Genomic DNA, 18,404 nt, shown 5'->3' on the forward strand with positions numbered 1-18,404 from the left:
TGGGGGATATGAAATCAAAGTCAAGAGAATCTGGATTTACACTGGTTGAGATGCTAGTAGTGTTGTTTGTGATCGGGATTATACTAGCGATCGCGATTCCAAATTTAAGGGCTGCTGCCGAGTCAGCGAAGAAAAAGGCAGATCAGGCGAATCGAAGAATGATTTTGACTCAAGCGGAACAGTATTACTTAGAGCATGGCACTTACCCGAAGGACGTACAAGTCTTAGTGAAAGATGGGTACCTTCAAGCGGCACCTACTTGTCCCGATGGAAAGGGAGTCTATACCATTCAACCTCATCCATCACCTGAGAAACGGGTGTTTTGTCAAAAATGATGAGAGAGCAGGTAGGGAACGAATCGGGTTTTACCTTGTTGGAAACAGTGTTTGTGTTATTTCTACTATCGTTATTTTGTACTTTAGCCCTTCCGTCGTTTTCTACTACGAGTCGAAATAAGGTGGAGCAACAATTTGGCGTGGAAGTACGAGAAATCTTTAGCCTAGCTCGTTCTTTGGCTGTTAGCCAAGAGAAAAGTTGGCGGGTTCTGGTGCTACCCAATCAGATTCAATTACAACAGCCCGAGTCGAATTCATTAAGGAAGGAACTTGCAATCCCAAAACAGTGTAAATTCACCGATCATCCTCTCAAAAATGAAGTGATCTTTAGACAGACGGGACAAGCTGTAGGGGGGACACTTACTTTGGACTGTGAGAGCGGATATCATGCTACCTGGAAGGTGCAAGTAGGATCAGGTCGAGTCATTATGGAGGAACGCAGATGAAGGAATCAGGATTCTCCTTTGTTGAAACGATTATCGCGTGTACCATATTGTGTACCGTAATCGGGTTCGTTGTTCCGATCTTTCGAAGCGAAGCGATTCATGAGACAAAAGTGAAATTTCATGAAGATGCGAGGGAGATAGCACAAAACCAGATGGAAAATGTATTGGCTAGGCCTGCTTCCAAACTAAAGCCTGGGTACCAAGTAGAGCAGGTTCAGAGTCCCAATCAGAAGAAGCAGGAATTTAGTCTCCATACATGGGTAAAACAAGAGTCAGATCATCTTTTCGCGTTGGAGGTGAAGGTTGAGTGGACACCATCTCCAACAAACTCCAAAAAATACGATTACACTCTCCATACATATCGATTGATAGAAGGCTGATAGCCTCTGAATCGGGCTTTACTTATGTGGAAACCATCTTTACATTAATCATCATTGCGATCATTCTTCCCGTACTTTTTATCATGATCCATTTTGCTGAGACAAAAGGAGAAAGCCAACAACAAGACCAGCTCTTGATGAGAGAGCGGCAGGCTATCCATCAATATATTGATCAGGAATTACGAGGGGTTTCCTCTTTACAAGTAAGTAAAAATGACTTGATAGCTAAACAGGTAAATGGAGATGAGATTCAGCTGCGTTGTCAAAATAATCGACTTATTCGTGGTATCAAAAAACAGAGTGAACCCACCTTTCAAGGCACTATGATCATTGCTTCTCAAATTGAAAAATGCAACTGGGTACGTGAAGGAAAGGGAGTTCGTATGTTGGTTCATTTTGCTTCGAATTCAAAAAAACAGTCTCGATTTATGGAGATGTTACTATATGCTAAGAAATAAGAGAGACTCTGAACAAGGTTTTATGATTCCGATTGTGATGATGGTCATTTGGCTTGTGTTTCAATTTGTCCATGCATACATCTCGCAAACAGTAGCGATTCAGCAAGCGGACTTTTTGGATTCAGAGAGAGTGAAGGCAAGGTATGCAGCGGCTGGAGCGATTGATAAAGTGCTGGCAAATTGGAAGGAGCGCTCAGTTGAGGACTCCAAATGGAGTTGGCAAGAGCCAAGTGTGGAACAAGCGATTCAGATAACATTATTGCCCAACTCAGAGTCAGATTCAGAGCAGGGTCAATCGGGAATCTTACAAGCGAGAGCAACAGGAAAATTAGGAGTTCGACAAACGATATCTGTCCAGATTAATCTGGAAACGGGCAAGAAAATCAAAGAAGTAGCAGATGAAAAGTAATCTCACAGAGAAAGAAGAGAACAGCATGAGTGCACATAAAAAGCATCTAATCTTAATGGGGATGATGGGTACAGGGAAAAGCACCATTGGTCGCCATCTTGCCCAGTATCTTCCGTATCCAGCGATTGACCTTGATCACTGGATTGAGGAGAAACAAAATCAATCCATTCCAAGTATCTTTGAGGAGTTTGGTGAGTCTTATTTTCGCGAATTGGAATCGCAAGCTTTCAAACATTTTTTGGAACAATCTCAGCAACACATCCTTATTACAGGTGGAGGTATTGTACTTCGGTCCGAGAATAGGAAGTGGATAAAGGAAAATGGGGTCGTGTTTCATCTAACAGCCGATGTGGATACACTCATTCAGCGGTTGGAGCTAGATGGAAACAGACCTCTATTACAGGGGAATAAAGTAGAAAAAATTCGCCGTATATGGAGTGAAAGAAAGAGCCTTTATGAATCAATTGCTGACTATCAGATTCAGACAGATGCTCGTTCACCCGAAGTGATCATAGCCGAAATCCTCTCCCATTGGCATCAGCTCCCTGTTTAAATGATCCATTAGGAGGTCATGCTAGGGGTGAGGTGATGAAGTTTGTCATTTAGAGATTGGATTACCTATATGATGAAGCAGATGTTGTGGTTTATGGAAACTCCGCGAACCGAACGAAAAGCACAGCGATTAGAACGAAAAGAACCTTGGTTAGAAAAATGGTTTGGGATCGTCCCGATTGGAACCAAGCTCTTTGTCGAGAAGCAGTTAGAACGACGTCATCGATCCCAAAAGCCAACTGAGGGGTCCGAGACATCATAAATTGTAAAAAGTTATCCATTTATCGGGAGCTGTTTAGCTCCTTTTTTGTTTGACATCTATGATATACTTCTCTAGGAAAGCTTTATAAAATAAATTATACAAAATATAATTTAGAGAAATATTATTGACGATAATAAATCATCGTGATATATTTATTTTAAAAAATTTAATTTTTGGAAAATAAAGGAGGGAATACATCATGTATCATCGTTCAGAAACAAGACCCGTAAAGGTCGGGAATATACAAATTGGTGGAAATGATCAAGTTGTTATACAAAGTATGACCACTAGTAAAACGCATGATGTCCCAAAAGTAGTAGCTGAAATTAACCGACTTGCCGAAGCTGGATGTGAAATTGTTCGTGTGGCTGTACCCGATCATCGTGCAGCTGACGCTATTAAAGAGATTAAAAAAGAAATCTCCGTCCCTCTCGTAGCGGATATTCATTTTGATTACAAACTTGCCTTAAAAGCCATCGAGGGTGGAATTGATAAAATTCGCATTAATCCAGGGAATATTGGTCGCCGCGAAAAAGTAGAAGCAGTTGTTAAAGCAGCTAAAGAACGTGGAATTCCGATTCGAATCGGAGTAAATGCGGGGTCTTTGGAGAAACGGATCTTAGATAAATATGGTTACCCAACCGCTGAAGGTATGGTTGAAAGTGCTTTATACCATATTGGAATCTTAGAAGATCTAGACTTCCAAGATATCATTGTTTCCCTAAAGGCATCCGATGTGCGCTTGGCGATCGAGGCTTACCAAAAGGCTGCTGCCGCGTTCCGTTATCCTCTGCATTTAGGAATTACAGAATCAGGAACCTTATTCTCTGGAACGGTAAAAAGTTCAGCAGGTCTAGGTGCGATTCTTTCTCAAGGAATCGGTTCTACCATGCGGATTTCACTCAGCGCTGACCCAGTAGAAGAAGTAAAAGTAGCCCGTGAGCTATTAAAAACATTTGGCTTAGCAGCAAATGCAGCTACGTTAATTTCTTGTCCAACTTGTGGTCGAATTGAAATTGACTTAATTAGTATTGCGAATGAGGTGGAAGAATACATCTCGAATATTAAAGCACCGATTAAAGTTTCTGTGCTCGGTTGTGCAGTGAACGGCCCTGGGGAAGCGAAGGAAGCGGATATCGGCATTGCTGGTGCACGTGGTGAAGGTCTCCTGTTTAGACATGGAGAAATTATCCGTAAGATTCCTGAGAAGGAAATGGTTGCAGAACTGAAAAAAGAAATTGATAAGCTAGCAGAAGAGCGTAAGCAAGAAGCAGAAGCAGCTTCAAACGTTCAAGTATAGAAATAAAACCTTTCTGTATAATATCTTCTTGCATTCTCATACTAACAGTGACTCAAAAAGGAGGAACATGATTAGTATGAAAAAAGTTGCCCTTCTATTAGTCATTATTGGCGCGCTCAACTGGCTCTTAATAGGAGTATTTGGATGGGATATTGTAGCTGCCATCTTTGGTGGTGACCCGACTCCCGCAACCTCTATGTTTAGCCGAATCATCTACTCCATAGTAGGTCTTGCAGGAATTTACTCCATTCGATTCCTATTTGACGATCGAGTAACCGCCGATAACGATCACCATTAAATATAAAAAACTCCAGATATCCAGTCTGGAGTTTTTTTGTTGCCTATTATGCCAAAGGAACATACAATTTTATAAATACAGTATATTATTCATTACGTCATAAGGAGATGTAGCTGATGTCTGCAATGATTGGGATTACCACATTTATCGAATCAGATGAATTTACTAAAATAAGGAGGTCTTATGCAAATTCAGTTGCTACTGCCGGTGGAGTCCCTGTTTTATTGTCTCCAATTGTGGATGAAAGATTGGCAGAGGAATTAGCAGATCGATTGGACGGTTTACTCCTATCGGGTGGAGGAGATATTAATCCAATCCATTACCATGAAGAACCTCATCCAACACTTGATTTGGTTTGTGATATTCGGGATCAATATGAATTCCAACTCGCGAAAGCATTTATGAATTGCAAAAAGCCTATTCTAGCTATTTGTCGAGGAGCTCAAGTACTTAATGTTGTACTAGGTGGAACGCTGATTCAAGATGTGCCATCGCAAGTGACTACCGATTTACCTCATTCCCAAGAAGCAGATCGGCATGTTGCTACTCATGCGATCCAAATTGACCCGCAATCAAAATTAGCAGAAATTTTAGATGAGTGTCAAATTGATGTCAACAGCTTCCATCACCAATCTGTAAAAGACTTACCGGGGACATGTCTAGCAACCGCCTATGCCCCTGATGGAGTCGTGGAGGCTTTTGAATACCAAGGCGATCAATTTGCCTTGGCGGTTCAGTGGCATCCCGAGGCAATGACTCATGATGAACATTCCTTAAAACTATTTCGCTATTTTGTAGAGAAGTGTGCTTGTTCATAATATCTATCGGACCCATATACCTGTTATAGCTCATTCATATTGTAGCGGACAAGTGCATGGGTCCTCACTCATTCATAATATTGTTATAGATGCTCTTGCTCATGTTCACCCCGTACATATTTTGCATTGAATAAAAAAAGCCAAAGTAGGAGCCCAAGCGATGGAATTAATACCAACAACCCAGCGATAAAAGTGATGACCAACGCCTTACCAAGGACGGGACTCGTAACGGCACCTTGAATCGTGATATAGGGATCTAACAAATACGGGAGATGGGAAGCGCCGTATCCAAAGAAAGCAAAGCCAAACTGGAGCATGACGAGTACAAAGGCAAGTCCAAAACATTTTCGCTTCCAGATTAGAAATACAGCCCCTATAAAACAAAGTAAGGATAGTCCAAAGCACCAACCAATCTCAAGTGCTCGCTGAAAGTGATCTGGATTGTGACGAGAGAGAGCCCAGAAAACTAACAAGCTGGCTAGGATAGTAGGCCCACTCCAAGCTAATGCGTATTTGCGTAGTAATTCGCGTGCAGGTGTGTCATTTGCTCGATTTGCATAAAAGGTAAGGAAAGAAGAACTAATATATAAAACGCTTACGATGGCTAAGAACGTAACTGCCCATGAATAAGAATTTGTGAATAACTGAGCGATCGATAGCGTAATTCCAGAATCCGTTTCCTTAATAAATCCTCCCTCTGACATGGTTAAGATGGTGGACAGACTCGCTGGAATGAGTAACCCAGTAGCACCATACAAAAACATATAAACGCGATTGCTTCGAACGCCATAATGGGCAAAGGCATAAAAGGAACCCCGAATCGTAAGGAGTATCAGGAAGACACTTCCTGGAATGAGAAGAGCTGTTCCGTAGTAGTAGGCTGTGTCAGGGAAGAAACCGATAACCCCTACAATAAAAAAGATCAGAAATACATTGGTTACCTCCCAAACAGGTGAGAGGTATCTTTCGATCACCGTATTCACAATGTGATCCTTTTTCGTTTTCATGCTGTAATAAGAGAAGAAACCAGCACCAAAATCAATGGAGGCTATGATCAGATATCCATACAAAAATGTCCAGAGTACCGTAATACCAATCATCTCGAGTGACATGATTTATCCCCCTCCCTATAATCCGTAGCGTTTCGCTAATTCGTCCTCTGCGCGGTTATGTCGGAACAGGCGATATAACACGATACATGTGAGTATTCCCAGAGCGAGGAATAAGGCGCTAAATGCCCAGGTGGTAGAGGAAACGTGATCAGCCGTAGTGGCAGCTTTGTCTACCTTTAAAACTCCAGTAATAATCCATGGTTGTCGACCTACTTCTGCGAAGATCCATCCCAATTGAATGGCAATAAAGGCTAAAGGCGCCCCTAAGACAATGCCTCTCAAGAGCCATGGACTCCACTGATTCCCTTTTTTTCGGTACCATTCAATCGCGAAAATGGCTGAGACGAGTAGGAGATAAAATCCGATTGCAACCATCCCATCAAACAGGTAGTGAATATAGAGTGGAGGCCATAAATCCTGAGGAATATCATTTAGACCTTTCACTTCATGATTAGGTGAATTACCAGCTAAGATACTAAGAGCAAACGGTATTTTGATCCCATATTTCACTTCTTGTGTTTCCTTGTTTAAAACACCACCGAAAACCAAAGGAGCTTGCTTGGTTGTTTCAAAGTGCCATTCGGCAGCGGCTAATTTAGTGGGTTGATGCTTCGCTAAGAATTTTCCAGATATATCACCAGCCGCAAAAGTAGCAATAGCGAGGATAAATCCAGTGATCATCGTTAGGCGAAGCGCCTTTTTATAATAAACATGATTTCTACCTTTGAGGATGTGATAGGCGGCGATAGAGGCAAGTAAGAAGCCGCATGTTAGATAAGCTGAGGATAAGACATGAGCTACTTTGCTGGGTGTAGCAGGATTGAGCATAGCGGCAATCGGATCGATATCGACCGCTTTTCCATTTTCCAGTCGAAAACCAGCTGGAGTATTCATAAATGCGTTTACGATTGTGATAAATAGAGCCGACATAGACGATCCGATCACGATGGGGATGGAACTAGCCCAATGAATCCAAGGATTTTTAAAACGATCCCATGTATACAGATAAATACCAAGAAAGATAGCTTCTACGAAAAAGGCGAATGTTTCCATAAATAACGGTAGACTAATTACATTGCCAGCCAATTGCATAAATTGGGGCCATAATAGAGAAAGCATAAGTCCAATACAGGTTCCCGTTACTACACCAACTGCTACAGTAATCACAAAGCCGCGGGTCCATCTTTTCGCTAGCATGATATAGTGATTGTCTTTTTTCCAAATCCCCCATGCTTCAGCTAATGAGATAAATAAAGGAACACCTACTCCAATCGTGGCGAAGATAATGTGGAAAGAAAGGGTTTCTGCTGTGAGAATTCGAGACCAAAAAACGGCGTCCATTGATATGCCTCCTTTTAGTTAAACAGCACTTTTATGTTCAATATTTCACATAAGAAAAAAGTGATTCGAAACAATAAATGGATCCATGATCATTATAATATGTGAATAATATCACATAGATGAGGATATGTGACGGGATTGTGATCATTATTCGTCGTATCTCTGGGTAGACTACAGAAGGAAGGAGGATAATCAGATGAAGAAACCAATTCTTGTGACGTTTATATCGACTCTGTGTTTGTTCATTCTGTCTTGTACTCCCATGCAAGCGAGTCAAAAGCAGACAGTTCCCCAAGAGAAAAAAATAACACCTTCACAACCTGCAAAGATGATATTTCAGCATGAGGATCAAGTTTGGTCATTAGAACTGGGGGATATAGGGTTTGACGGAGTTGACCCTACTTCCTTAGATCATGAACTCGTTCATAGCTGGCTTCGGACTGAAGTTGCACCCCAAGTTGAAAAAGAACCCGTGTCTGCTTTTTTTAAAAATAGAAAGCTGATACCTGAAAAATATGGTTATAAAATTGACTATGCAGCGATTGAAGAGATCCTTCAAAATGTCCATCAAGTTCTTAATCAGCCTCAGGAATTGCCATTGCAAAGTCTTCAACCACAGATTACGAAACAAAAAGCTTTGACCTTGAAGCAGAAACGATTAGCCTCATATCAAACCTATTTCAATCCTGATAATGAGAACCGATCGCACAATATTTTTCTATCTACTCATGCGATCGACCACATGATCGTCTTACCAGGACAAACTTTTTCATTTAACGATGTCGTAGGCATTCGAACGACCGAGCGTGGTTATCGACCTGCTCGTATCATTGTAAAAGGAGAATATAGTGAGGGAGTGGGGGGCGGAATTTGCCAAACTTCTTCCACTCTATTTAACAGTGTCGACCAAGCTGGATTACAAATTGTTCAACGCTATAGTCACAGCAAGCATGTAGCGTATGTCCCTAAAGATCGGGATGCTACCGTGTCATGGGGAGGGTATGATTTTAAGTTTCGTAACCAGTTCAATGAGCCCATTTTAATATCTTCCCGCATAACTGGAGGGATTTTGAATATATCTATTTATGGGCCGAATGTAATTCGACATCAACCAAATGCAATACCTGATTCACCCCCATTATCACAACAGGATGAATCCTAACTTAGCCGTCGCCCAATATGTGACGGCTTTTTGCCGATATGGAAAGAAAATTAGAAAATACTTCCTATTTCACCTATTTGAATAGAAATATCAAAAATAGTCTGTTATAATGGGACACGTTAAACTCACTAAAGGAGCGATTCGATGAATAAAAAATTTCTTCTAGCTGGAGTAGCTACGGTGGCCCTCAGTTTAACGGGGACACTTGTGGTAAATGCGATGGGGAAAGAAGTAGTCATCACCTTTAGCGATGGTAAGAAAGTCGTCTCAAGAGGCTTTCATGATACAGTTGCTGAAGCTTTGGAGGATGAAGGTTTCAAGATGGCAGAGATGAAACAAAAATACCTGCCTAGCATTCCTTGGGATCAAAAATTAACCCAAGATCTTACCAATGTTAGTTTGAATTGCCGCTGTAAAATCAGCCTAACTATAGGTGGTAAAGCCGAAGGTGAGAAAGAGACCGCGAAAGGAACAGTTCGTGAGTTTTTAGAGGAGCAAAAAATTGCCTTAGGTGAATGGGATGAAATAAGCACAGCACTAGATGCAAAAATCCAAGATGGGATGCAGATATCAATTGACAGAATTGAGCAAGTAGTCAAAAAAGAAGAGAAAGAGATCAAGTTTGATACAGAAGAACAAAAAGATAAGACCCTAGCAAAAGGGGAAAAGAAAGAAGTTACTGCTGGAAAGCTGGGAAAAGAGATTTATCAAGTTACTATCTACTATAAAAATGGTCAACCTATGATGAAGGACGGGAAGCCAGCTTCTGATTCTAAGTTGATCGAAAAAATTGATCCTATAAAAGCAGTAGTGAAGATTGGAACGAAAGAAGAAGCGGAAGAGAGCGATTCGAGACCTGCATCTGCCGGTGGAGGATCATTACCAAATGGAACATCGTATAAGAAAATGATGACTGCAGAAACCACCGCTTACACTTCCAAACCAGGTGCCAAAACGGCTTCAGGGAAAGTGGCTAGAGTTGGATTGGTGGCTGTTGATCCAAGAGTAATCCCACTTGGAACGAGGCTGTTTATTGAAGATTATGGGATGGCGGTCGCAGCAGATACAGGTGGTGCGGTAAAAGGAAATATCATCGACGTATACTTTAATTCCGAAGCGGAATGTCAAAAGTGGGGACGTAAAAATAAAAAGGTGTACATCTTAGATTAATCGTACATAGTGGAATTCAATTTGATTTAACCTGCAAAAAAGTGCAGGTTCTTTCTTTTTGAAAAAGACAAAATGGAAAGTTTTATCAAATTCGTCTTTGAATTTCCCTATTTTTTCGATATACTTAGGAAAGGAATATTACATCCGAGGTGTATGAATGGTAGGTCGAAATGAACCCTGCCCTTGTGGAAGTGGGAAAAAGTACAAAAAGTGCTGTGAACGTGTCGTTACGATTCGTCATGCCGAGGGATTGCGAGAAGGACGCGACCGAGATCTATCAAAAAAATTACTCGCAGACCTAAATCAGTGGTTTCATCCGTATTGGAAAATGGAAAAGCAAAGTAAGTGGGGACATCGTTTTAAAGAGTTATTGCACTTACCTCTACAGGAACCAGTCCCGCAATCTTTTTCCTTTTCCTTTCATTATTGGTTGTTACTTGACGCCCCCTGTGTCCAAAATAAGCGACCGGTTGAGCTGTGGGCATCAACAGTCCGCCGAACACCAGAGAAGGAAAGAGTACTGACAAGCTATTTGGATAGTAAACTCACATGTTATGAAATGATTGACATAAGGGAAGAAAGCATGCTGTTTCGATCTCTATTAGATGGAGTAGAATATGAAGTGATTAGAGGAGAAGAGGTACCTCGTGAACGGATTGTTTTCACTCGTTTAATACGTTTAGGAAATCGATATGAGCTGTTTGGCCCTTATACATCTTTTGTGCATGAGATGAGAGGGGAGATACTCGTGCAACTAGAGAAATTTAACCATCTAGACCAAGAACAACAAAAATATGCAACTCGTGAACAAGGATGGCAAGTGCTTGGATGGTCCATGAAACGCGCTCAGGAGCTTGAGAAGGTGGAGAAGTTAGCACCGGCATCAACACCCGAGATGGTGGACAGTATCCGTGAAACTCTGTTCTGGCCAAATGTCGAGTATACGTCTGAACAACCAGGATTACCGATTAAAATCATGCAACAGTTGGAGCAGTTTTATGTTTCACAGGTGAATCCATTACAAAAGAGAACCCAACAATTCTACAGTAAATCGTTAGAGATACTATTTGACTATCTCTCCAAACGATTTGGACAATCTTTTCAATGGTCTATGCTAAATGAGGAAGCTTTCATTCACTTTTTTAGCATTTGGTATTTAGATAGTGGGAAAGCTACCCCAATGGCTTCTAAAATCTTCTTAAATACCTTGAAAAACCTGTTTCAATGGCTCTATAACCAAGGCATTTCCAATATATATCTTCATTTCAAAAAAGTTTACTCGATTTTAATTCATAAATTACCTACAACGATTGAGGCACGTACTTGGTTAGCGGAACATGCGATTGAAACAGAAGAAACAGAACATACAGGAACCATGATACAAAATATGTTTATGCTTGCGATTTCTGCAACAGGTCCTATGTTGTTGATTGGTGAGCGATGGGTGCCTGTACAGCTTCGTGCTTTCCCTGCGATTTGGTCAGATGAGCGTTTTTGGATTCGAGGAACGATTCACATGAGTGAACATCATTGTATTTTTACTCATATTGAAAACGTGTTTCCTATGACATTGTTGGAAGAAGAGTTACCAAACGCCCATGTATTAGGTCAAAAATAAAGAAACAGCCTACTCATTTGTTAGAGGCTGTTTCTTTTGCTTTCGTTATATACAAAAAAGCATGTCCTTCTCATAAGGAAAGCTTTTTTTGCATATCCTTATGGTCGATGCCAGCATCTAGATAGACATCACCTTCTGCTATATACCCTAATTTCTCATAAAAGGGAAGGGCGTGTGTTTGGGCAGAGAGTACGATTTTCGTAGCCCCTTCTTGTCTTGCATGTTCTTCTAATGCCAGCATCAGTTCACGTCCAGCTCCTGTCCCACGTCCCTCGGGGATGACGGCTACACGTTCAGCTTTGGCTACATGAGGCTTGTACCATCGCATACGACAAGTTCCAATTGCTTTATCGTCTAATTTTGCTAAGAAATGAACCGAACTACCTTCTTTTTCATCAATTTCCTCATCCTCAGGCACTCCCTGTTCGTGTACAAATACTTTTTGCCGAATTTCAAAAGCTTGATTTAATTCGTGGTCAGATTCAACTTTTTTTACACTCATATGCATGAATATCACTCCCATCTAGGTATTTTACCCCTTTTCTTTGAAATAATTGGGAAGGAATTTTGAAAGAAAAAGGAAACTATCGAGTTCATTTGAATAATAGTGATTTTATATATTGGAAGGAGAATAAGAAATGAGTAGAAGAGTTCATAGTAGTGAGGTTTATCAAGCGGTAATGAGTAAGTTAACGGAGCGAGGAGTTCCTTTAGAAGCCATTGCAGATATTGTTTATGAGATGCAAGTTCCTTATAAAGCGGACCTTCGGAAAGAAGTTTGTCTGGAAAGTGTATTGGCTGTTTTAGAAAAAAGGGAATTACAGCATGCGATTCTGGTTGGGGTCGAACTAGATACCTTGGCAGAGAAAAACGTACTTTCTGAACCGCTACTAAGTATTGTCAAAGCAGACGAAGGGTTATTTGGTTGTGATGAGACATTAGCACTAGGATCTGTATTTGGATATGGGAGTATTGCGCTTACTACCTTTGGGTATTTAGATAAACAAAAGATAGGCATTATCAAAAGTTTGGACAATCAGAGCGGACAAGAACATTGTCATACGTTTTTAGATGATATTGTCTGTGCGATTGCTGCGGCAGCTGCAGGGAGATTGGCCCATCGAATTCGTGATGAAGACGAAGAAGTCGACTCAACCATAGGCGAATATTAAATAAGCTCGAACACTCCTGCCTTCTACGGTGGGAGTACTTGTTTGGGAGAAGGATGTAATCATCGTGATCGTACTTCAGGATCATAGCAAATAAAAAAAACCGAGTACTGCCCTGTACTCGGCTGCCATTTGAGGAGGGAATTTGGTGGAACAAGCGACTTGCTTGTTCTGTATATACTATGTCAATCTCTATAAGCCCGTTTGGACGCTTACGTAAAATGTGCATTAGTCTAGATTATTAATGAAATGAAGACAGCTTTGTCTTTGTTATTAGGAATGATTTTCCACTATCTGAGTTACACTACAGATAGGAGGAGATATAGATGGATCAATGGATTTATTGTGCAAAGTTATATGAATCCCGTTTTCAAGCGAAAGTATTAGCGACACGAATGCAAGAAGATTGGTGGTTATATGGATATGAAAGCCCTGATACTGTGGAAGTGTTTCGCTCGAGAAAAGGGCGTTTTGGTGTGAAGTATATCTGGAGACACTGAGAAATTTTAAAAAAGTACTTGTGTGATTTTACATTCTGTTGTATAGTATTACTTGTGGCTGAAACAAGTTAGAAAAAACTTGAAACAATCATAATGTCGCGGGGTGGAGCAGTGGTAGCTCGTCGGGCTCATAACCCGAAGGTCGCAGGTTCGAGTCCTGTCCCCGCAACCAACGTGGAGCTGTGGTGTAGAGGCCTAACATGCCTGCCTGTCACGCAGGAGATCGCGGGTTCGAATCCCGTCAGCTCCGCCATTTTTCATATCATACATAGGGGCCTATAGCTCAACGGCAGAGCACCTGGCTCATAACCGGTTGGTTACAGGTTCAAATCCTGTTGGGCCCACCAAAATCCCTATATGGACTAGGGCAGTTAGCTCAGTGGGAGAGCGCTTCCCTGACACGGAAGAGGTCGCTAGTTCGATCCTAGTACTGCCCACCACGTAAACCCTTGAGAAATCAAGGTTTTTTTGTTGTTTGCAAACGGAAATGCAAACGCTTGACTATAATTTGGTCACAGAAAGATATCTGTAAAAGTAAACGGGATTGTGGTGGATAAAAGAGTTGTCATCGGCAAAATGAAGGATACAATAAAGATTGATACTTTAGATGATTGCCAACTCATCAAATTCGGAACGGATGGAGAATATGGTTCAACTATTCCTTAGCTTGAAAAGCAAATCACATTGACCATACCTCCCGTTTGTCATAGTATGTTCCTTTAGATGTTCGGGCAAGCAGTAGTTTGAAAGCGCAAATGAATGTAGGAGGTTACCTCTTTTGAACCATACATATACTTCAGATTCAATTCAATCGCTAGGGATACTTGGCGGAGTTCGGGCAAAACCAGCTTCTATTGGATTAGAATCCCATAACCATACCTTCTTAGAGATCTTAGGAAACTCCATTGATGAGCATCGAGCGGGATGGGGGAAAGAGATTATCGTTACAAAGCATATAGATGGCTCTGTAACCGTACGTGATTTTGGACGTGGAGTTCCCATGGATCAAAATAAAGCAGGTGATTGGTCATATAAGAAAGTCTTCGATGAATTGTGGGCAGGCGGAAAATATAAAAACAATGAAGAAGATGGAGGGAGTTATCAGTATAGCTTGGGAACCAATGGTGTTGGAGCCACAGGGACTAACTATACTTCCGACTTCTTTCAAGTGTCAGTGTATGCCTCAACTGCGAAAGTATATCAGGTTGAATATGAAAAAGGCGTAGAAACATCGGATGGCATACAGATTCGAAAAAATGCGGACAAAATAGCAGTTGGCACAATGATTACTTGGAGACCAAGTTCAGAAGTGTTTCGTGGGAAGAGTGAGATTGACGATGAATTCATTATTACCACTCTTCAAGATCAAGCGATCGTGAATGGTGGTTTAAAGTTTCTCTTCCAGAATGAACGATTAGGGGAGGAGCAAGTCTTCTATTTTCAAGATGGCGTTAAGGACTATATTAAATCAATTTCCTCAGAGGAACATTCGCTTACTGATGTAGTTGCATGGACAACTGAGCAAAAAGGGAAAGACAACGACAAGGATAAGGATTATAAAATTAAGGCTGATATCTACTTCAGTTTCAATCGTGAGACCTCATTTAGCCGTTATTACCACAATTCTTCTTGGCTTGAAAATGGAGGCACTCCAGAAGATTTCGTCAAAAACTCTTTTACCTTTGTCATCGATAAGTTCCTAAAAGACCAAAACTTGTATGCCAAAGGAGAGAAGAAGATCTCCTTTGATGATGTGGAAGATAGTTTGCTAATTGTAACAAGCACTTACTCCACCATCTCCCTTTTTACAGATCAAACTAAAAAGAAAATCGGTTCTGATTTTATGAAGAGAGCAATTACCGCATGGCTACGCGAACAGTTAGAAGTTTATTTGGTTGAGAATCCCCAAGAAGTGAAACTCATCTTAACACAAGTACTTGTCAATAAACGGAGTCGTGAAAAAGCAGAGAAAACACGTCTTGATGTAAGAAAAAAATTAGCAGGTACGGTCAATAACCTGACAGCTCGAATCGATGGATTTATCAATTGTAAATCAAAGGATGCTACTAAAACGGAGCTTTATATAGTAGAAGGAAAGTCAGCTCTTGGATCGACGAAACAAGGGAGAGATGCAGAGTTTCAAGCGATCTATGCACTCCGAGGGAAGATCCTCAACTGTCTGAAAGCGGACTATGACAAGATTTTTCGGAATGAGATCATTGTAGATCTGCTGAAAATTTTGGGCTGTGGGATTGAGGTAAAAAGTAAGCATGCTAAAAATCTAAACACCTTTGATCTCAATAATCTCCGTTGGTCTAAACTCATTATCTGCACAGATGCAGATGTGGATGGTTTTCATATCCGAACTTTGTTGCTAACCACGATCTATCGACTAATGCCAACCTTGTTAGAGGAAGGGCGAATCTTTATTGCTGAGTCTCCTCTGTATGAGATTACCAACCAGAATAAATCCTACTTTGCCTATTCCGATCGAGAAAAAGAGGAGATTGTTGCTACATTAAAATTAAAAGGAAATGTCTTGATCCAGCGATCGAAAGGTTTGGGAGAAAACACGGCTGAAATGATGTGGGAAACGACAATGAACCCAAAGACGAGGAATTTGGTTCAGGTGATGAAAGATGATGTGGGACTGACTCAGCAGTATTTCGAGATGTTTTTAGGTGATGATATACAAAGCCGAAAACAATATATTGAAGAAAATCTGCATGATTACATTGAGAATGGGTTGACGTAAAAGGAGAGCGCACATGACACAACAGAGCATTGTTACGAGTCTTCGAGACAACTATATGCCGTACACAGCTCATGTCATCATGAGCAGGGCACTTCCAGAAATAGACGGGTTGAAACCAAGCCAACGCCGAATCCTATACACCATGTTTAAGATGGGATTGCTAAAGGGAAATCGCAAAAAATCTCAAGGGGTTGTAGGTCAGACGATGTTTCTGCATCCGCATGGAGATATGCCGATCTATGAGACTCTCGTTCGCATGGCAAAGGATAATGAGTCTTTACTACATCCGTACATTGATTCAAAAGGTAACTTTGGCAAGCAATATTCAAGAGATATGAAATATGCCTCTGCTAGATATACAGAGGTTAAGCTTGCGGATATAGCGAATGAGCTTTTTCATGATATTGATCAAGATACCGTAGATATGATCGATAATTACGATGGAACCTTGAAGGAACCACGATTGTTCCCTGTTAACTATCCATCTGTTCTCATCAATACCTCTTCTGGAACAGCCGTTGGGATGGCAAGCAGTATGGCTCCGTTTAATTTGAACGAAGTGATTGACTTTACCATTGCCTATATTCAGAGCAAGGAAGTAGTAGTTGGAGATTATATCTTAGCTCCTGATTTCTCTACGGGTGGTCAAATTATTTATAACGCTAAGGATTTTAAGCAAATCTATGAAACAGGAAAAGGTTCGTTTAAGATTAGAGCTACATACAAGATTCAAGGCAACTCCATCATCTTTGAACAAATACCATACACAACGACATTCGAGGCGGTCATCGATAAGATTACGGATCTTGTAAAAGAAGGCAAGATCAAAGATATTGTGGATATTGATGATATCTATGGAATTGATTCAAAGGGAATTGAGATTCAAGTCAAAAGCAGCACGGATAAAGAGCGATTGATAGCTAGACTGTATAAGCTGACCCCTTTAGAGGATTCCTTTACTTGCAACTTCAATCTGATTGTAAATGGACGACCTCAAACGCTAGGTGTGAAGCAGATTGTACATGAGTGGCTTGTCTTTCGATCCAATTGTATCCAACGTGGAGCTTTATATGAACTAGATAAAAAGAAAAAAAAGAAGCATTTATTAAAAGCTTTTCGAGAAGTTTTGCTTGATATCGATCGAGCGATTGTCATTGTCCGGGGCACAAAGTTAAATAAACAAGTTGTAAGCAATTTAATGGAAGCTTTCCAAATTGATGAAGCTCAAGCCGAATATGTAGCAGAGATTAAGTTGCGCTTTTTAAACGAGGAATATCTACTCTCACGAATTGCCGAAATTGAGAAGCTAGAAAAGGAAATTCAAGAGCTTAATGAGCTAAGCAGTGATGCATCCAAAAGATCCCTGGTGATTGTCGAACAATTAAATAGAGTGAAGAAACAGTATGGTAAAGAACGATGCTCCCTGATTGTTCAGGCGAATGATTTGCCAATGATTAAAGAAGAGCAAATCTCTATCGACAACTACAATGTGCGAGTGTTTGTTACAAAGGAAGGATATCTAAAGAAGATTCCATTGGTTTCATTGCGTAGTAGCAACCAACTAAAAGTAAAGGATGGTGATTATGTGGTCAGAGAGATAGATTCCACCAATCATTCAGATATCCTCATCTTTACCAATAAGCAAAATTGCTACAAGTATAAAACATATGAGTTAGATGACCACAAACCGTCAGCTCTTGGAGAGTTTTTGCCTACTCTGTTAGGATTACAGGACGAAGAGATTCTTTATGTGACAGTCACCAACGACTACAAAGGGCATCTAATCATCGGCTTCGATGATGGGAAAGTAGCCAAGATTGATTTGTCTGCCTACAGTACGAAGAACAATCGAACGATGTTAAAAAATGCATATGCAGATAAACATTCAATCTACTGGGATACTACGCAAGAGGATTATGATCTCATGGCTCTATCAACCATCGACAAAATCATTGTGGTGAACACATCTATCGTTAACCCGAAGACGAGTAAGACCACTATTGGAGTTCAGCTAATGAAGTCTAAGAAAGAAAGCCTTGTTTCTGATTACCATAAGTTATCATCAGAAGGCTATGAGGAGCGAGAGTACTATCGAACTTTAAGTGCTGGAGTCGGGAAGTATTATCGAGAGGGCGATTTTACTGATTTAGTCGATTTAAAAATGAAGCGGTTAGGACAAGGAGTGTTGATGTAGTAAGAGGATGGGGCACTTTTTAGGAAGTTGCCTCCTAAAAAATAAAAATGTTTCAACAGAGCTTCCTCGCTTTGGCAATAGAATCATCACGTATTCGGCTCCAGCTTGTAAATGGGTTCTATTAT

At 40.7% G+C, this 18,404-nt stretch carries 20 protein-coding genes and 4 tRNA genes; 21 read left to right on the forward strand and 3 right to left on the reverse strand.

Annotated elements, in window-relative coordinates:
* Window positions 1-8 precede the first annotated feature (8 nt).
* From comGC to J2Z48_RS02335, 10 genes are all read left to right on the forward strand, one after another.
* Window positions 9-335 carry a competence type IV pilus major pilin ComGC gene (gene comGC, locus J2Z48_RS02290; RefSeq protein WP_307250632.1) on the forward strand — a complete coding sequence of 109 codons (327 nt, stop codon included), beginning with the start codon at window positions 9-11 and terminating at the stop codon, window positions 333-335.
* Window positions 332-781 carry a hypothetical protein gene (locus J2Z48_RS02295; protein WP_307250634.1) on the forward strand — a complete coding sequence of 150 codons (450 nt, stop codon included), beginning with the start codon at window positions 332-334 and terminating at the stop codon, window positions 779-781. The genes comGC and J2Z48_RS02295 overlap by 4 nt, the downstream gene beginning before the upstream one ends.
* Window positions 778-1,161 (forward strand): hypothetical protein, encoded by a 384-nt coding sequence (locus J2Z48_RS02300; protein WP_307250637.1) that lies wholly within the window; start codon window positions 778-780, stop codon window positions 1,159-1,161. Before J2Z48_RS02295 ends, J2Z48_RS02300 begins: the two co-directional genes overlap by 4 nt.
* Window positions 1,089-1,619, forward strand: a complete 531-nt coding sequence (locus tag J2Z48_RS02305) for a hypothetical protein (protein ID WP_307250639.1) — start codon at window positions 1,089-1,091, stop codon at window positions 1,617-1,619. The genes J2Z48_RS02300 and J2Z48_RS02305 overlap by 73 nt, the downstream gene beginning before the upstream one ends.
* Window positions 1,606-2,028 (forward strand): hypothetical protein, encoded by a 423-nt coding sequence (locus J2Z48_RS02310; protein WP_307250641.1) that lies wholly within the window; start codon window positions 1,606-1,608, stop codon window positions 2,026-2,028. The genes J2Z48_RS02305 and J2Z48_RS02310 overlap by 14 nt, the downstream gene beginning before the upstream one ends.
* The gene (locus J2Z48_RS02315) at window positions 2,018-2,581 is read left to right on the forward strand and encodes a shikimate kinase (protein ID WP_307250643.1); all 564 of its coding nucleotides are present in this window, start codon (window positions 2,018-2,020) and stop codon (window positions 2,579-2,581) included. The genes J2Z48_RS02310 and J2Z48_RS02315 overlap by 11 nt, the downstream gene beginning before the upstream one ends.
* A gap of 42 nt (window positions 2,582-2,623) precedes the next feature.
* The gene (locus J2Z48_RS02320; protein ID WP_307250645.1) at window positions 2,624-2,842 is read left to right on the forward strand and encodes a YqzE family protein; all 219 of its coding nucleotides are present in this window, start codon (window positions 2,624-2,626) and stop codon (window positions 2,840-2,842) included.
* Window positions 2,843-3,041: 199 nt separating this feature from the next.
* Entirely contained in the window at window positions 3,042-4,142 is a 1,101-nt protein-coding gene (gene ispG, locus J2Z48_RS02325; protein ID WP_307250647.1) for a flavodoxin-dependent (E)-4-hydroxy-3-methylbut-2-enyl-diphosphate synthase, read from the forward strand.
* Window positions 4,143-4,218: 76 nt separating this feature from the next.
* On the forward strand, window positions 4,219-4,440 hold the full coding sequence (locus tag J2Z48_RS02330; RefSeq protein ID WP_307250650.1) for a DUF378 domain-containing protein: 222 nt from the start codon (window positions 4,219-4,221) through the stop codon (window positions 4,438-4,440).
* Between the two features lie 116 nt (window positions 4,441-4,556).
* Window positions 4,557-5,258: a gamma-glutamyl-gamma-aminobutyrate hydrolase family protein gene (locus tag J2Z48_RS02335; protein ID WP_307250652.1), complete on the forward strand. Its 702-nt coding sequence runs from the start codon at window positions 4,557-4,559 to the stop codon at window positions 5,256-5,258.
* Window positions 5,259-5,341: 83 nt separating this feature from the next.
* On the opposite strand, the gene J2Z48_RS02340 is transcribed toward J2Z48_RS02335, so the two are convergent.
* Window positions 5,342-6,370 (reverse strand): cytochrome d ubiquinol oxidase subunit II, encoded by a 1,029-nt coding sequence (locus tag J2Z48_RS02340; protein WP_307250654.1) that lies wholly within the window; start codon window positions 6,368-6,370, stop codon window positions 5,342-5,344.
* A gap of 15 nt (window positions 6,371-6,385) precedes the next feature.
* Window positions 6,386-7,711, reverse strand: coding sequence for a cytochrome ubiquinol oxidase subunit I (locus tag J2Z48_RS02345; RefSeq protein ID WP_307250655.1), 1,326 nt, complete (start codon window positions 7,709-7,711; stop codon window positions 6,386-6,388).
* A gap of 196 nt (window positions 7,712-7,907) precedes the next feature.
* Between J2Z48_RS02345 and J2Z48_RS02350 the strand changes: the two genes are divergently transcribed.
* The 3 genes from J2Z48_RS02350 to J2Z48_RS02360 all read left to right on the forward strand — a co-directional run bounded on the left by J2Z48_RS02350 (window position 7,908) and on the right by J2Z48_RS02360 (window position 11,661).
* Window positions 7,908-8,873, forward strand: coding sequence for a VanW family protein (locus J2Z48_RS02350; protein ID WP_307250657.1), 966 nt, complete (start codon window positions 7,908-7,910; stop codon window positions 8,871-8,873).
* Between the two features lie 144 nt (window positions 8,874-9,017).
* Window positions 9,018-10,043, forward strand: coding sequence for a resuscitation-promoting factor (locus J2Z48_RS02355; RefSeq protein WP_307250659.1), 1,026 nt, complete (start codon window positions 9,018-9,020; stop codon window positions 10,041-10,043).
* Window positions 10,044-10,200: 157 nt separating this feature from the next.
* Window positions 10,201-11,661: a YecA family protein gene (locus J2Z48_RS02360; protein ID WP_307250661.1), complete on the forward strand. Its 1,461-nt coding sequence runs from the start codon at window positions 10,201-10,203 to the stop codon at window positions 11,659-11,661.
* Between the two features lie 70 nt (window positions 11,662-11,731).
* Here the strand turns inward: J2Z48_RS02360 and J2Z48_RS02365 are convergent, their stop codons facing one another.
* Complete coding sequence (locus J2Z48_RS02365) at window positions 11,732-12,169, reverse strand: GNAT family N-acetyltransferase (RefSeq protein WP_307250664.1); 438 nt, start codon at window positions 12,167-12,169, stop codon at window positions 11,732-11,734.
* Window positions 12,170-12,299: 130 nt separating this feature from the next.
* Here J2Z48_RS02365 and J2Z48_RS02370 point away from each other — a divergent pair, with 130 nt between their 5' ends.
* The 8 genes from J2Z48_RS02370 (at window position 12,300) to J2Z48_RS02405 (ending at window position 18,279) form a co-directional block, all read left to right on the forward strand.
* Window positions 12,300-12,833: a phosphatidylglycerophosphatase A family protein gene (locus J2Z48_RS02370; protein WP_307250665.1), complete on the forward strand. Its 534-nt coding sequence runs from the start codon at window positions 12,300-12,302 to the stop codon at window positions 12,831-12,833.
* A 323-nt stretch (window positions 12,834-13,156) separates the two neighbouring features.
* Window positions 13,157-13,330, forward strand: coding sequence for a hypothetical protein (locus J2Z48_RS02375; RefSeq protein WP_176786549.1), 174 nt, complete (start codon window positions 13,157-13,159; stop codon window positions 13,328-13,330).
* Between the two features lie 97 nt (window positions 13,331-13,427).
* Window positions 13,428-13,502 (forward strand) — tRNA-Met (locus J2Z48_RS02380).
* Window positions 13,503-13,506: 4 nt separating this feature from the next.
* A tRNA-Asp gene (locus J2Z48_RS02385) sits at window positions 13,507-13,583 on the forward strand.
* Between the two features lie 19 nt (window positions 13,584-13,602).
* Window positions 13,603-13,677: transfer RNA gene (locus tag J2Z48_RS02390), tRNA-Ile, on the forward strand.
* A gap of 18 nt (window positions 13,678-13,695) precedes the next feature.
* Window positions 13,696-13,770, forward strand: a tRNA-Val gene (locus tag J2Z48_RS02395).
* A 338-nt stretch (window positions 13,771-14,108) separates the two neighbouring features.
* The gene (locus tag J2Z48_RS02400) at window positions 14,109-16,085 is read left to right on the forward strand and encodes a toprim domain-containing protein (RefSeq protein ID WP_307250668.1); all 1,977 of its coding nucleotides are present in this window, start codon (window positions 14,109-14,111) and stop codon (window positions 16,083-16,085) included.
* A gap of 13 nt (window positions 16,086-16,098) precedes the next feature.
* Window positions 16,099-18,279, forward strand: coding sequence for a DNA gyrase subunit A (locus J2Z48_RS02405; RefSeq protein WP_307250669.1), 2,181 nt, complete (start codon window positions 16,099-16,101; stop codon window positions 18,277-18,279).
* Window positions 18,280-18,404 lie beyond the last annotated feature (125 nt).

It is taken from the genome of Croceifilum oryzae (assembly GCF_030814315.1).
GTDB lineage: Bacteria > Bacillota > Bacilli > Thermoactinomycetales > Thermoactinomycetaceae > Baia > Baia oryzae.